Source organism: Acidovorax facilis (assembly GCF_023913775.1).
Taxonomy (GTDB): Bacteria; Pseudomonadota; Gammaproteobacteria; order Burkholderiales; family Burkholderiaceae_C; genus Acidovorax; species Acidovorax facilis.
In genome coordinates, this window is record NZ_JAMXAX010000006.1 from 22,337 (window position 1) to 37,609 (window position 15,273).

Annotated in this window: 11 protein-coding genes; 8 read left to right on the forward strand and 3 right to left on the reverse strand. The window is 61.3% G+C overall.

Translation table 11 applies throughout. The annotated features are described in order from the left end of the window. Window positions 1-2: 2 nt before the first annotated feature. From NFX52_RS03615 to NFX52_RS03625, 3 genes are read right to left on the reverse strand one after another with little or no spacing between them, the layout of a single operon-like run. The gene (locus NFX52_RS03615; RefSeq protein ID WP_033470526.1) at window positions 3-371 is read right to left on the reverse strand and encodes a TIGR03745 family integrating conjugative element membrane protein; all 369 of its coding nucleotides are present in this window, start codon (window positions 369-371) and stop codon (window positions 3-5) included. Between the two features lie 22 nt (window positions 372-393). After that, window positions 394-627, reverse strand: coding sequence for a TIGR03758 family integrating conjugative element protein (locus NFX52_RS03620; protein ID WP_020685598.1), 234 nt, complete (start codon window positions 625-627; stop codon window positions 394-396). Further along, a complete protein-coding gene (locus tag NFX52_RS03625; protein ID WP_252635407.1) occupies window positions 624-977 on the reverse strand; it encodes an integrative conjugative element protein, RAQPRD family in 354 nt (117 codons plus the stop codon). The genes NFX52_RS03620 and NFX52_RS03625 overlap by 4 nt, the downstream gene beginning before the upstream one ends. Before the next feature lie 292 nt (window positions 978-1,269). Here NFX52_RS03625 and NFX52_RS03630 point away from each other — a divergent pair, with 292 nt between their 5' ends. From NFX52_RS03630 to NFX52_RS03665, 8 genes are all read left to right on the forward strand, one after another. Then, a complete protein-coding gene (locus NFX52_RS03630; protein WP_353848475.1) occupies window positions 1,270-1,479 on the forward strand; it encodes a helix-turn-helix domain-containing protein in 210 nt (69 codons plus the stop codon). A 69-nt stretch (window positions 1,480-1,548) separates the two neighbouring features. After that, window positions 1,549-2,592 (forward strand): DNA cytosine methyltransferase, encoded by a 1,044-nt coding sequence (locus NFX52_RS03635; RefSeq protein ID WP_252635408.1) that lies wholly within the window; start codon window positions 1,549-1,551, stop codon window positions 2,590-2,592. Between the two features lie 21 nt (window positions 2,593-2,613). Further along, window positions 2,614-3,072, forward strand: a complete 459-nt coding sequence (locus NFX52_RS03640; protein ID WP_252635409.1) for a very short patch repair endonuclease — start codon at window positions 2,614-2,616, stop codon at window positions 3,070-3,072. Window positions 3,073-3,092: 20 nt separating this feature from the next. Continuing rightward, window positions 3,093-6,230 carry a DISARM system SNF2-like helicase DrmD gene (drmD, locus tag NFX52_RS03645; RefSeq protein ID WP_252635410.1) on the forward strand — a complete coding sequence of 1,046 codons (3,138 nt, stop codon included), beginning with the start codon at window positions 3,093-3,095 and terminating at the stop codon, window positions 6,228-6,230. Beyond that, window positions 6,230-6,865, forward strand: a complete 636-nt coding sequence (locus NFX52_RS03650) for a restriction endonuclease (protein WP_252635411.1) — start codon at window positions 6,230-6,232, stop codon at window positions 6,863-6,865. The genes drmD and NFX52_RS03650 overlap by 1 nt, the downstream gene beginning before the upstream one ends. After that, a complete protein-coding gene (locus NFX52_RS03655) occupies window positions 6,859-11,160 on the forward strand; it encodes an Eco57I restriction-modification methylase domain-containing protein (RefSeq protein ID WP_252635412.1) in 4,302 nt (1,433 codons plus the stop codon). The genes NFX52_RS03650 and NFX52_RS03655 overlap by 7 nt, the downstream gene beginning before the upstream one ends. Then, window positions 11,157-13,298: a KAP family P-loop NTPase fold protein gene (locus NFX52_RS03660; RefSeq protein ID WP_252635413.1), complete on the forward strand. Its 2,142-nt coding sequence runs from the start codon at window positions 11,157-11,159 to the stop codon at window positions 13,296-13,298. The genes NFX52_RS03655 and NFX52_RS03660 overlap by 4 nt, the downstream gene beginning before the upstream one ends. Window positions 13,299-13,325: 27 nt before the next feature. Then, the gene (locus NFX52_RS03665) at window positions 13,326-15,263 is read left to right on the forward strand and encodes a BbrUII/HgiDII family restriction enzyme (protein WP_252635414.1); all 1,938 of its coding nucleotides are present in this window, start codon (window positions 13,326-13,328) and stop codon (window positions 15,261-15,263) included. Window positions 15,264-15,273 lie beyond the last annotated feature (10 nt).

Consider the following 15,273-nt stretch of genomic DNA (forward strand, 5'->3'; position numbering starts at 1 on the left):
CCTTACAGCACGCCGGTGGCTTTGGTCAGCAGCCAGATGCCGACCACCAACAGGATCGCACCCACGGCGACCGTCAGGCCGAACTGGCCCCAGGTGGCGCGGCCGGTGTGGATCTCCGAGTAGCGTGTGTAGGCGTGATAACAGACACCGACGAACATCGAGGCGACCACGAGCAGCGCGATCAGCAGCACGATGTCGTAGCCGTAGTTCTGCAAGGTCTGCAGGATGCCACTGCCCTGGCCGCGCGATGGGTCTTCCATGGTCGGCAGGCCCTGCGCGAACGCGGATGGCGGCAGTCCCAGGAGCGCCAACGGCGCCAGCAGCGCGGCGATGCGCGAGGGAACGCGAGAAGTAGTCGGAGGCGTGTGCATGATCGATGGCCCTTCGTGGTGGTCAGGAGAGGAGGAAGAAGGTCAGCACCAGGTACATCGCGACGAAGCGGATGCAGACGCCCAGGAACTGACGTTGGTTGATGCGGTTCTCGGCCCAGCCCACGTAGGCCGTGCGCATGGCCCACACGCCCCACAGCAGCAGCACGGCGAACACGAAGCCGAGCACCACGACGGACACCGCCGAGGGCGCAAAGCCACCGTTGGCCTGGAAGGCGGCGATCTGGTCGGCGGTCATGGCGAGGGCTCCGCCTGTTCGTCGCGGCGCAGGTAGTCGCCGGCCAGCGGCACGGGATCGCGCGGCTGGGCGCGCTGGGGCACGAGGAAGTCCTGCACACCGGTGCGCACGCGCTTCAGGTCGGCGCGCAGCCGGGCGTAGTCGAAGTGATGGCGGGCGCGCGCCTGCGGCGCGGTGTTGGCGGCGTGCTCGGCCAGTCGGTCGATCAGGTCGAGCTGGCGCGCGAGCGCGGCGAGTTGCTCACGCTCCGGGGTGTCGTCGGCAATGGCGGGCTGCAGGGCCGAGAGCGACACGACCAGCAGCACGGCCAGCGAAGGCCATGCGGATGCGCGGCGGTTGGTCGGTCCCATCGTGCCATTCCTTCCAGCTAAGGCAATGGCGTGATGGTGTGGAAGAGCGGATGTCCATGCTGCAAAGAATCGGAATCGGTGCCGTACCGGATTCCCGGTCTCACCTTCATATGTCAGGCCCGAAGCATCACGTCATGACTGGCCGCGTCTACATGCTGAGCCCAGGTGAGAGATGAGGCCGTCAAGCCCGATGAAATCCGTTCAAACCAGGTCCAATCCGGCCAATTCGGCTGTTCAAGTGGGCTGGTTGATGTAATATCTCAACATTGCCCGTACTCCGCCCCACTCTGTGATGGAAGCTCATGTCATGTCAGATCGCTGGTTGTCGGTCGAGGAGATCGCAGAGTATCTCGGCGTCAGTAAGGACACCGTCTATGCATGGATCAGCAAACGGAACATGCCGGCTCGCCGTATCGGCCGGCTGTGGAAGTTCAAAACCGAAGAAGTGGATGAATGGGTCCGTTCTGGAGGGGCGGCGGATGCCGAGAGCAAGGGCAAGTGATGAAGTGCTGGTTTGCCATGGGTTTCGCCTACTTCGTTCAAGTATCGAAGTGGAAGCAGGAGATGTGATGTGACAACGATTTCTTGCGTGGATTTGTTCTGCGGCGCGGGTGGGCTGACGCACGGCTTCGTCCTGGAGGGGCTGCCCGTGGTCGCCGGTATCGATCTGGACCCTGCATGCCGTTTCCCTTACGAGGCAAACAATCAAGCCCGATTTGTAGAGCGGGATATCAGCAAAGTCACGACGGCTGAACTGAAAGCGTTGTTCGGGGACGCCGATATGACGATTCTCGCGGGCTGTGCTCCGTGCCAACCCTTCTCGACATACGCGCAGCGCTATGAGCTGGATGGCAAAGATGGCAAGTGGGGCTTGCTGTATGAGTTTGCGCGCCTTGCCAAAGGTGCCAGGCCCGATGTCATCACGATGGAAAACGTGCCCACGGTCGCGAAGCACGAGGTGTTTCATGACTTCGTCGATACCCTGAAACGGCTTGGCTACAACGTTTGGTTCGACGTCGTCGATAGCTCTCGCTATGGCGTGCCGCAGATGCGGCGACGCATGGTGCTGCTGGCATCGAAACACGGCGACATCGAGATGATCGAACCGACCCAGGAAAAACCGAAGACGGTTCGTCAAGCCATTGGCCGCTTACGCCCATTGAGTGCAGGCGAGGCGGCGCCGAGAGACAAATTGCACGTCACATCGACGCTGTCGGAAAAGAATCTCAAGCGGATCAAGGTATCGAAACCCGGTGGCACCTGGCGCGACTGGCCGAATGATCTGGTCGCCGACTGTCACCGCGCCGAGAGCGGACGCACCTACCCGGGCGTCTACGGCCGCATGGAGTGGGACAAGCCAGCCCCGACCATGACGACGCAGTGCTACGGCTTTGGCAATGGCCGTTTCGGGCACCCGGAACAGGATCGAGCCATCTCATTGAGGGAGGCTGCGATCCTCCAGAGCTTCCCGCGCGACTACGCTTTCGTGCCGGATGACGGCGAAGTGAGCTTCAAGGTTCTCGGGCGGCTCATCGGCAACGCGGTTCCCGTCGATCTCGGCCGCGCCATCGCGCGGAGCATCAACATGCATATCGCATCGGTCGCGGCCCGATGACGAACTGACGAGGGCCTCCCGATGTCGCGCATTCAGCCCTCGTCCCCCGAGACCAGTCGCCGCATGGCGAAGGTTCGGCAAAAGGGGACTGATGCCGAGATCGCGTTGCGAAGAGAGCTTTATCGCAGAGGCCTGCGCTACCGGGTCGACTTCGAGGTTCTGAAGAAACCGCGCCGCGTGGCGGACGTGGCCTTCCCGTCATTGAAGATCGCCATCTTCGTCGACGGATGCTTCTGGCACGGTTGCCCCGAGCATGCCACCTGGCCAAAGCAGAACGCAGAGTTCTGGCGGCAGAAGATCGAGGCGAATCGCCTCAGGGATGCCGACACGAATTCGAGGCTGCTCGACGTCGGTTGGTTGGTACTGCGATTTTGGGAGCACGAATCACCGATCGAAGCCACAGAAGCCGTCGTACAGACGGTGGTCATGGCGAGAGAGAGGCGCTGCACATCGCCTGCTGGCGAACACAAGAAGAACTGAACAGGACGATGGCAGACCGCATGGAAATCTCGAACGATCAGAAGCACGAGACCTACCGTGCTCGTCCAGAGCCCGGCCAGTTGGTCGAGGTTCGTCGGCGCCAGTGGGTCGTGGCGGATGTCGCCTCCTCGAAATTGGAGTCGGCTTCGGCGTCGCAGAACTGCGTGACGCTTTCATCCATCGACGAGGACGGCCTCGGCGAGGAACTGGAGGTCATCTGGGAGATCGAGCCCGGCGCACAAGTCATCGAACGCGCAGGTTTGCCATCCATCACGGGGCAGGACGACTCGGACACGCTCGAAGCCTTCCTCGATGCAGTCCGTTGGGGTGCCGCCACCAACGCCGACAGGGGATTTCTGCAGGCGCCTTTCCGCAGCGGCGTCAGCATCGAGGACTTCCAGCTCGACCCTCTGGTGCGTGCCATCGACATGGCACGCGTCAACTTGCTCATCGCCGACGACGTCGGTCTAGGCAAGACCATCGAGGCCGGGCTGATCATCCAGGAGATGCTGCTCCGGCACCGCGCTCGTACCGCATTGATCATCTGTCCTGCTTCGCTCCAGGAGAAATGGCGTGTCGAGATGTTGGAGAAGTTCGGCCTCGATTTCCGCGTGGTCGACACCTCCTACATCAAGCAGTTGCGACGTGAGCGCGGCATCCACGCCAACCCATGGACCTCCCACCCACGCCTGATCGCCTCGATGGACTGGGTCAAGAGTGGAGAAGGCCTGCGCGCCATGCGTGACGTTCTTCCGTCGCATGCCGGCCATCCGCGCAAGTTCGATCTACTGGTAGTCGACGAGGCACACAACATCGCCCCGGCTGCTGGCGCGCACTACGCGCTCGAGAGCCAACGCACGCGGTTCATCCGTGCGATAAGCCCGCACTTCCAGCATCGCCTGTTCCTGACCGCAACACCCCACAACGGCTACACCGAGTCGTTCACCTCGCTGCTGGAATTGCTCGACGACCAGCGTTTCGCCCGCAACATCCTCCCCGACGCGAAGCAGTTGAGCCAGGTGATGATCCGTCGCCTGAAGAGCGATCTGGTCGACGCCCATGGCAAGCCGCTGTATGCCCAACGCAAGCTGCAGGCGCTGGCGGTCCCGTACACGGATGAGGAACGGGAGATCCATCAGAAGCTGAACGATTACTGTGCCAGTCGCGAGAACGACGCAGAGAAGAACGGCAGCACCTTCGGCACGTCGTTCGTCAATCAACTGCTCAAGAAGCGCTTGTTCTCGTCGCCTGCGGCGTTCGCCTCCACGCTCGAGAAACACATCGCCTCGCTGTCAAATGGCGCCAAGCCGAAAACGCAGGACGCCATGGCCGAGCGCATCCTGCGCAAAGCCATTCTGAAAGTGGATGAGGACTACGCCAACGATCAGGAGGTCGAGAACGCCCAATCGGAGGCCGTCGAGGAGGCTTCACGCCGAGCCCAGCCGCTGACTCAGGAACAGCAGCGGATGCTGGCCGATCTGAGGCAATGGGCGCAGCGAGCCAAGAATCAGACCGACTCCAAGGGCAGGGCCACCATCGAATGGCTCTCAGCCAACCTGAAACCGGGCGGCCAGTGGAACGATCGCCGGGTGATCCTGTTCACCGAGTACCGCACCACACACCAGTGGATGCATGAGATCCTCGCCAGTCATGGCTTCGGCGGTGAACGCCTCGGGCTGCTCCACGGCGGACTCACTCAGGATGAGCGGGAGCCCATCAAAGCCGCTTTCCAGGCATCTCCCAAGGTTTCCCCCGTCCGCATCCTGCTCGCCACCGATGCCGCCTCCGAAGGTATCGACCTGCAGAACCACTGCAATTGCCTCATCCACTTGGAGATCCCCTACAACCCCAACGTGATGGAGCAGCGTAACGGGCGTATCGACCGCCACGGGCAGCGCGAAAATGAGGTGCTGATCTGGCACCCGGTCGACGGTGGTGACAACGGCCATGCAACGGTCGGCGGCCACGGCGAGGACATCCTGCGTGCACTGCGCAAACTGGAGTCGATGCGTGCCGACATGGGCAGCGTCAACCCGGTCATCGCGCCTCAGATGTCCGGCCTCATCGAAGGCTCGCTGAAGGATCTGGACACCCGCCTGGCGGAAGCCAAGATCGCCAAAGCCCGGCGCTTCGTGCGCGCCGAACGCGAACTGAAAGAACGCGTCGCCAAGCTCCACGAACGCCTCTTGGCCACGCAGCAGGATTTTCACCTCACGCCCGATCACGTCCAGATGGCGGTCAAGACCGGCCTCGCGCTAGCGGGCCGCCCACCACTGGAACCCGTCGCCTTGGCCGGCGCGCCCACAGGCAACGTATTCAGAATGCCACCACTGTCGGGCTCCTGGGCGCGATGCCTGGAAGGCTTGCGACACCCCCATACCCAGCAGATACGCCCCATCACCTTCGACCACGCCGTGGCCAAGGGGCGGGACGATGTCGTACTCGTCCACCTGAACCATCGCCTGGTCCAGATGTGCCTGCGGCTGTTGCGTGCAGAAGTCTGGGCACAGGACGATGTCAAGAAACTGCATCGAATCACAGTGCGTACCGTGCGCGATGGACGCATCGAAGTCCCGGCCGTGGTCGTGATCTCGCGGCTGGTCATCACTGGCGGCAACCACCACCGGCTGCACGAGGAACTGACCGTCTCGGGCGGCTATTTGCGCGATCAGTCGTTCCGGCGCGAAGAGAGCGTCACCCGTGTCCAGCAGTGGCTGGACGAGGCGCAGCCAGTCTCGGCGAGTGATTCCCTGTTCGATGCCCTCCGGGTTCGCTTCGATCGTGCTCAGCCCGCCATCCTGCAGTCAGTCGATGCCCGCTCGAAGGATCGGCTCAAGTTTCTGGCCAACACGCTTCAGATCCGCAAGCAGCAAGAGATCGACGACATCGGCACCGTACTCGACGAACTTGAGAAGGCGATCCAGAGCGAACTGAAGAAAGACGAGCAACCCGAGCAGCTGGCGCTGTTTACCGAAGACGAACGTACCCAGCTCAGACGCGACACCGCTGCGCTGGAGGCCCGCCTCGGACGCATCCCAGCCGAGCGTATCCAGGAAGTCGATGCCATCGAAACGCGCTACGCCAAGCTTGATGACCGCACCTTCCCAGTAGCCATGGTGTTCATCATTCCCGAGTCGATGATGGGGGCGATGAAATGATGACGTGGCAGGAATATCAAGAGGCCGTCGCCGTGCTCTACGAGCAAGCCGATGGGTTCGGAAACGTCAGCAGGAATGTCATGGCGCCGGACAAGATTACCGGTCAGCCACGACAAATCGACGTTCTCATCGAAATTGAGGCCAAGGGACACCCTCTAAAGATGATCGTCGATGCCAAGTTCCACGCCGTCCCGATAGATGTGAGGGAAGTCGAATCAGTCCTCGCGCTCGCCGATGCAGTAGGAGCAAACAAAGCCATAGTCGTCGCGGCGAATGGCTGGACTGAGCCTGCCAAGAAGAAGGCCGACCATGTCGGATGTGATCTCGAACTGCTTTCAGTGGACGAGGCTTTGGACCTGATTGTTCCAGACAAATGGAAGATGTGTCCCTCCTGCGACGCTGACTGCATCGTGCTTGATCAGGAAGGAGCGGTTACGTTCGAAGGTGGGGCATGGTTCTGGTGGCTGGCAGGGCAGTGCCGAGGATGCAAGTGCGCACGCATCCATTGCCAAGACTGTGGCCTGAAGGCGTACATCGAGCTCCATGCCTCGATGGTTTGCGGGTGCGGCCACCGATGGTCGAGTACCGACGACGGCGTCACCATCGCATTTTTCGAGGTAGATCCTGAATGGTGACGCCGACTCAACACCACGACTGGCTGGCACTCATCGAGATCTCCGGCCCGTTCCTCGCCGTTCCCGTACTCAAGGAAGCCTTTCCCCAAGGTCTGGAAGAACTAGACGGCCTCAAACGCAAACGGCTGCGTCAGGCCTACGAGGAATGGCGTGAGGCGCTGGAGACGGATGATCCGCAGTTCGCCGAGCTGCACGCGGCCTGGATCGACGAGGTGCTGTCCCATGGCCTGGAACTCGACGAGGATGGCAAAGGAGATGTTCTGAAGCGCGCCAACTGGTGTGCGGTCAACTTGAATGTCAGCCTGGCCGAGCATGGCGTGACGCTATCCCCGAACCTCGCCGTCATCGACGAGCAACGGGGCAACAAGCCGCTGATGCTCATCTATACCTACGCTCAGGATGTCGACCTCGATGCCACCCTGAAGCTGGACGGATGGGCCGCCACCCCGGCCGATCGTATGGTTCAGTTGTGCCGCGCCACCGGTTGCCGCCTCGGGCTGGTGACCAATGGCGAGCGCTGGATGCTGGTCGACGCCCCGGTCGGCGCCGTCACCACCTTCGCCAGCTGGTACGCCCGCATCTGGAGCCAGGAGCCCATCACCCTGCAGGCCTTCGTGCACCTGCTGGGCATCCGTCGCTTCTTCGTTGATGAAGCCGAACAACTGCCAGCGCTGTTCGATCGCTCGCTGAAGTATCAGGACGAGGTGACTGATGCCCTCGGCGAGCAGGTACGGCGCGCCGTCGAAGTGCTGATCCAGGCTCTCGACAAGACCGACCAGGACCGCGACCGCGAGTTGCTGCGCAACGTGAAAGAGCCCGTGCTCTACGAAGCCGCGCTGACGGTGATGATGCGGTTGGTGTTCCTGCTCTCCGCCGAGGAGCGTGGCTTGCTGCTGCTCGGCGACGAACGCTACGAGGCCAATTACGCGCTCTCGACGCTGCGCATGCAGTTACGTAAGGAATCCGAAGAGATCCTCGAACGCCGCTGGGATGCCTGGTCGCGCTTGCTGGCGATCTTCCGTGCCGTGTTCGGCGGCATCGAACACGAGAACCTGCGCCTGCCCGCACTGGGCGGCTCGCTGTTCGACCCTGATCGGTTCCCCTTCCTCGAGGGCCGCGCCAAAGGCTCCGAATGGCGCACCGACACCGCCAAACCACTGCCGATCGACAACCGCACCGTGCTGCTGTTGCTCGAAGCCATCCAGCAGTTCCAGGGTCGGACGCTGTCCTACCGCGCACTGGACGTGGAACAGATCGGCTACGTCTATGAGGGCCTGCTGGAGCGCACCGTCAAACGCACCGCCGAGGTCACGCTGGAACTCGACGGCACCAAGAGTGCCAAGGCCCCCTGGGTCAAGTTGGCCGAGCTGGAGTCCGCCCGGCTGGATGGTGCCGAACGCCTCGCCGAATTGCTTCAGGAGCGTTCCGGCAGTTCCGCCAGCCGCGTACGCAACGATCTGGCCAAGTCAGTGGACGACACGCTGTCCGATCGCCTGCTGGCCGCCTGTCATGGGGACACAAACCTTCGTAATCGCATCAAGCCTTTTGCCCACTTGGTGCGCACCGATCCGTGGGGCTATCCGCTGATCTATCCCGCCGGGGCCTTCATCGTCACCACCGGTTCCGACCGGCGCGAGACGGGTACCCACTACACGCCGAAGTCGCTGACCGAAGCCATCGTCACCGAGACACTGACGCCGATCGCCTACGTGGGACCGGCGGAGGGCAAACCGCGCGAGCAGTGGGTGCTCAAGTCCCCCGCCGAATTGCTCGACCTGAAGATCTGCGACCCGGCCATGGGTTCGGGTGCCTTCCTGGTGCAAGCCTGCCGCTGGCTTGCCGATCGCCTCGTCGAGGCGTGGTCACAGGCAGAGGCGCAGGGCATGACGATCGGTGTCGATGGGCGGGTGGCGGACGCGGACGCCAGCATCGAGGCGCTGCCACGCGACACCGAGGCGCGCACAATCGCCGCCCGCCGCCTCATCGCGGAACGTTGTCTCTACGGCGTCGATCTGAACCCGCTGGCGGTCGAACTGGCCAAGCTCTCCATCTGGTTGGTGACGCTGGCCAAGGGGCGACCCTTCGGCTTCCTCGACCACAACCTGCGCTGTGGTGACAGCCTGCTCGGCATCCATCGACTGGAGCAACTAACGCAGCTTTCGATGAACCCCACGGGTCAAGGCCAGCTACGCCTGTTCGGCCAGAACGTCGAACGGGCCATGCGCGAGGCCATCGAATTGCGCTCGCTTCTGCGCGAAATGCCCATCCGCGACATCCGTGATGTCGAAGCCATGGCGCATCTGGACGCCAACGCGCGCCGCACGCTCGAGGTGCCGGAAAGCATCGCCGATGCGTTCATCGGGGAGGTGTTCGCATCGGGCGGCGGCACGGCACTGGAGAAAACGCTGGGGTCGCTGACCATCCAAGCCGGGCAAGCCATCGATGGCGACCGCGAAGTGCTCGCCTCGATGCGCCGGAGATTGGTCGCTGCGCTCTCGATCGATCTACCCGCCGACAAGTCCGCGCGTCGGCCTTTCCATTGGCCGTTGGAGTTTCCGGAGGTGTTCGCGCGCGAGGCCCATGGTTTCGACGTCATTGTCGGCAATCCTCCATTCAGCGGTGGACGCTGGATCGGGCGGCGCTTGGGCCTGACATATCAAGAGTATTTGAAGCTGGTGCGGAACGGCATAGTTGGTTCGCCCGATCTCTGCGTCTATTTCTATCTGCGAGCCTTTTCCTTGCTTGGATCGAAGGGCTGTTTTGGACTGCTGGCGACCAAGTCGATCACGGAGACCGGCTCCCGTATGGTTTGCCTGGATCAGATCATCGGAATGGGTGGAACCGTCTATCGTGGTTGCTCACGGATGGCTTGGCCGGGTAATGCAGCGGTGGTCGTTTCGATCGCATGGGTTGCCCGTGATGGCTGGCAAGGCCAGAGAGTCTTGGACGATCGAACGGTATCGGCCATCAACGGCGCGCTGGAAGAGGATTTCCAGATCAAGCGCCCGATGAAGCTCAAGGCGCTGAAAGGGAAGTTTTCGCAGGGCCAGGACATCATGGGGCGCGGTTTCGAACTTACAGCCGAAGAGCGTGCTGAGATGCTCGCTGCCGATCCATCGTGTGCAGAAGTGATCTTCCCGCTGTTCAACGGGCAAGACCTCAATACCATGCCGAGGCTGGAACCCTACCGATGGGTCATCTACTTCCGGGATTGGCCGGAAGAAAAGGCGCGGCAGTATGGTGCTGCATTCCATCGTGTTGAAGAGCTGGTCAAGCCCTATCGCGACTCGCTAACAGGACAGATCCATCAAGACTGTTACTGGAAGTTTTGGGACCTTCGTCCTCAACTCATTTCTGAACTTGATGCGCGAATGACGGTGCTCGCATCAGCGATAAATAGCAAGTATGTGTCATTTCGACGTGTCCCCACTGGAAACGTATACAACAAGAAAACCAAACTCTATTTCATCGACGCATGGTGGGAGTTCGCGGTCCTCCAGTCTAGCTTCCATCAGGAATGGGCATTCTGGACCTGTGGCACCCTTGGTGCGTCAACGATCAACTATTCCACGTCCGTGGCATTTGAGACCTGGCCGATGCCGACAGTTGACAAGTACGCACAGGCTGGTTTGGAAAAGCTTGGCGAGGAGTATCACACTCTTCGGGAACAGGTCCTTCTTCAAAATGAATTCGGTCTGACGAAGCTCTATAACCGCTTCCACGATCCTTCGGACGATGATTCTCGAATTGAGTTGATCCGCAGCCTGCATCGTGAAATCGACATCGCGGTCGCTCGCGCCTATGGCTGGGACGACCTCGATTTGGAGCATGGATTCCACGAAGTGCCGTATCTGCCAGAGAGCGACCGCGTTCGCTTCACCATCAGCGATCGTGTGCGCCTCGCAGTACTGCGCCGCTTGTCAGAGCTGAACCATCAGCGATACGAGGAAGAAGTCGCCCGAGGGCTGCATGCCGACGCCACACCGCGCACTTCGTCCCGTGCCCCGCGCGCCGGTCGCGCCACCAGAGCTGCTCCGGCGCAACCCTCGCTCGACTTCGATGCAGCGATGGCGGCCACCACCAATGGTGCGACTCCGGCCTCGGCGATTCTCGGGTTCCTGTGCGCGCACGACGGCTGGCACGCCAAGGCCGACGTCCTCGCCGCCACCGGCATCACGGATGGCCAGTGGAGCGCCGCGATCGCCGACCTGATCGCGGGCGGCAGGGCCGAACGCCAAGGTGAAAGGCGCGGGGCGCGCTATCGAGCCATGACCGGAGTGGAGAGGTCACCATGACCGCATTGTCTGCCGACCGCCCCAGCACTGACCCGAAAGACGATCTGTTTGGGCATGCGCCGTTTGCAAAGAGCCTGGCCGACAGTATTTGTCGTTACCCCGGCAGTGATGGGCTGGTACTCGCACTCTACGGTCCGTGGGGCTCCGGGAAGTCCACAGTGCTGAGCTACGTGAGCCACTACCTCGATCAACAGCCCAATGGGGACCGGCCCGCCGTTGTGACCTTCAACCCTTGGTGGTTCTCCGGGCAGGAAAACCTGGCCCGCGCCTTCCTTGGCCAGCTACAGGCCGTGCTGCCTACGAAGAGCGACAAGTTCAAAAAGCTGGGCGATCTGCTGGGTGATTTCGCCGAAGGCGTCGGGGGTTTGATAGACCTTTCCGGCATGACCGGGGGCGCGGCGGGCAAGTTCGGGAAACTCATCGGGATGGTGACCAAGCGAAAGCCGAAAGACGTACCTGCGCTCAAATCCCAGATCAGCAAAACACTGAAGGAAGCCGGAAAACGCATCCTGGTCGTCATCGACGACATTGATCGCCTGACTCCAGAAGAGACGCGCCAGCTCTTCACGGTCATCAAGGCGCTGGCGGATTTCCCGAATGTTGTCTACCTGCTGGCCTTCGACCGCGACGTCGCCGCCCAGGCCATCGAGCAGCAGAGCGGCCTACCCGGTGAACGCTATCTGGAGAAGATCATCCAGGTGCCGTTCGAGCTGCCGCCGGTCGATCGCGTGGCCCTGCGCGCGGCGCTGTTCAAGCGCCTCGACGAGGTGCTGGGTGATACGCCTGAAGGCTCGCTCGATCAGTCGTACTGGACGAACGTCTACCACGATGGAATCGATCCACTGATTCAGGTGCCTCGCGACGTAGTGCGCCTCACCAATACGTTGGCCGTCACTTACCCGGCCGTGCGTGGTGAGGTGAATCCAGTCGATTTCATTGCGCTGGAATCGCTACGCGTCTTCCTACCGGCCCTTTATGACGTCGTCCGCACGAATCCGGACCGGTTCTCGGGTCATAGCAGGGATGACAGATACGAAGGGGATCGGAAGACCGCTCAAGCCTTTCACGAGCAGTGGATCAATGAAATACCGGAAGCGTTTCGGGCGAGCACTCAAGCGCTGTTGGAGCGCATCTTTCCGAAGATCGGTCAGATGGGCTACGGCTCGGATTGGCTGGCTGAATGGCGGCGAAACCTGCGGGCCAGCCATCCGGATGTATTCCCGATCTATTTTCGGCTCACCGTTCCTCCCGGAGCCATCCGCCGTAGCGAGATGTTGACACTGCTGAATCTGGCCGCGTCGCCATCAGACTTTGGCAATGCACTCGTTCAAGCCAAGGAAAAACGGCGGCCTGATGGCATGTCAAGGGCGCGGGCACTGCTCGAACGACTGATGGACCACGTCGAGAAGGACATCCCGGACGCGCAGATCTCATCGGTCATCCAAGCGCTTTTCGATGTCGGTGACGCATTGATCGATTCCAGAGACGAGCGCGGAATGTTCGACTTCGGCAATGTCTCGCGCGCTTCGCGCCCCGTCTATCACCTTCTGAAGCGACTCACCGTCGATCAACGTGTGGCAGTGCTGGAGGCGGCAATACGTTCCGGCAGCGCCGTTGCAGTGCAGTTGTGGCTCTTGCAAGCGCTGGACGAGGCGGTCACGAAGGCAATGGAGTCCAGCGAATCCACACTACTTGGGGCCGATGAAGTCGAACGACTGAAGGCGGCGTGGCTGGATCGAGTGAGGACGATGTCGGGTGAGGCGAACTTCTTGCACCATCCTGAATTGCCAAGACTTCTCGCCATTTGGAGACGTTGGGCAAACGACGCCGAGGTACGGGCGTGGTGCGATCGAACCACTGCGTCAGATGAAGGCCTGCTGAGCTTTCTGCCGCGATTCCTGCAGCACACCAGATCGCAAACCGTCGGAGATTGGGCGGTTCGACTGCAACCTCGCCTCAATCCTACTTGGTTGGAAACCTACATCGACACGGCCGCCTGCGCAGACCGACTTCGCATCTTGCAGCGAAACGACAAGGCGCCTACCGGTGCACAGGAGGCGGTATCACAGTACCTGACAGAGTTCGAGATGCTCCAGGCAGGCAAGAACCCGGATGGTATCGGCGCGTTTGACGACTAGGTGGAGCAGATGACAGACATATACAAGATGACGGTCGACCTGAACGTGCTCGACCACCTCGGGATCAACCTGTACAGCAACATCGCCGCCGTTCTGACCGAGGCCGTTGCGAACGCCTGGGATGCCGACGCAGAAACCGTAGACATCAAGATCGACCCGGAAGGCAACTGGATCGAGATCGTCGATGACGGTATCGGCATGTCGGTCGACGACATGAACGGCAAATACCTGCGAGTCGGGTATCGGCGGCGTGATGAAGATGTTGAACATGGCAAGACCACTGCGAAGGGCCGACCGGTGATGGGCCGCAAAGGGCTCGGCAAGCTCTCGCTGTTCTCGATCGCCAACGTCATCGAAGTCGAGTCGGCCAGGGATGGAGCAGCTCATGGCCTCCGCATGTCTGTGGCTGGAATCCACGAATCGGTTCAGAAGAAGGAACCGTTCTATGGCCCCGAAGCCTTACCTGCTGACAAGATTGGCGTAACCAAGGGCACGCGCATCGTCTTGCGCGACATCAAGCGGCAGCGTCTCGGCCGTGGAGCGCTGGCGCTGCGTAAACGCCTGGCTCGCCGCTTCTCGGTGATCGGCGAGGCGCACGGGTTCAAGATCGATCTCGACGGCCAGCCCATCACGCCCTCCGACCGGGGAGACCTACCGATGGTGCAGTTCCTCTGGCAGTTCGGCGATGACGCGCTCGACCTGACTCCCGCCAGTCAGCTCCTTGAGCAGGAATCGCTACCGAACCGCTTCGATGCCTGGGACACCGGATGGAAGGTCAGCGGCTGGATCGGCACGGCCAGGTTCCCCAAGCAACTGGACAGTGAGGATGCCGGTAACCTAAATGGCATCGTCGTGTTCGCCCGTGGCCGGCTGTTTCACGAGAACATCCTCGACAAACTGAATGACGGGCGGCTCTACACGAAGTACCTCACGGGGCAGATCGAGGCCGATTTCCTCGATGCTGACGACGCGCCAGACATCGCGACCAGCGACCGACAGCGCGTGCAGGAGGATGACCCTCGATATGGGCAGCTCATCGCCTTTTTGAAATCGCGTCTGACGCAGGTCGAGAAGCGCTGGACGGAGTGGCGCAAAAAGCACGAGGTCGAGAAGGCGAAAGAAACTTCGCCCGCTCTCGCCGAGTGGCTCGACACGCTGCCCGAGGGGTACAAGAAAAGTGCGGAGACGCTGATCGCCAAGCTCAGTGCGCTGCCGGTCGATGAAGAAGAGGACCGGAAGCTCATGTATCGGCATGGCATCCTGGCCTTCGAGCGCATGAAGTTGCGCGGATCGACCGAGGAGTTCGTGACCAGCATCGAGAGTGCCGACAGGCTCCTGGCCGTGCTCGCCGACAGGGACTCTCTCGAAGCATCCCTCTACCGGGACATCGTCAAATCGCGTCTGGATGCGATCCGGGATTTCCAGACCATCATCGATGAAGACGCGAAAGAACGCGTGCTCCAGAAGTACCTGTTCGATCACCTCTGGTTGCTGGACCCGGCATGGGAGCGCGCCACCGGCAGCTCGATCATGGAATCGCGCCTCACGACGGAAGGCGTGCTCATCGACGACATGACCGAGAAAGAGCGTTTGGGCCGCGTCGACCTCGCCTATCGCACCAATGCAGGCAAGCACGTCATCGTCGAACTCAAGAAGGTCGGCCGCAAGATGGGATTGCTCGAGCTGGTGGAGCAAGGCCAGACCTACGTCGACAAGCTGAGAAAGATCCTGCGCGAGCAAAACGATGCCAGCCCCAACATCGAGGTGATCTTCGTGCTCGGTAAAACCGTCGACGAAGAGGCATCGAACCCCGACCGCCTCAAGTCATCGATGACGTCGATCTCGCCAGGCAGCCGCATCGTCCATTACGACACTTTGATTCGGGGCGCTCAAGAGGCGTATTCGGCGTACATCGAAAAGAGCAAGTCACTCGACAAGCTCGAAAAGATCGTGGACAGAATTTGAGGTGACCAAG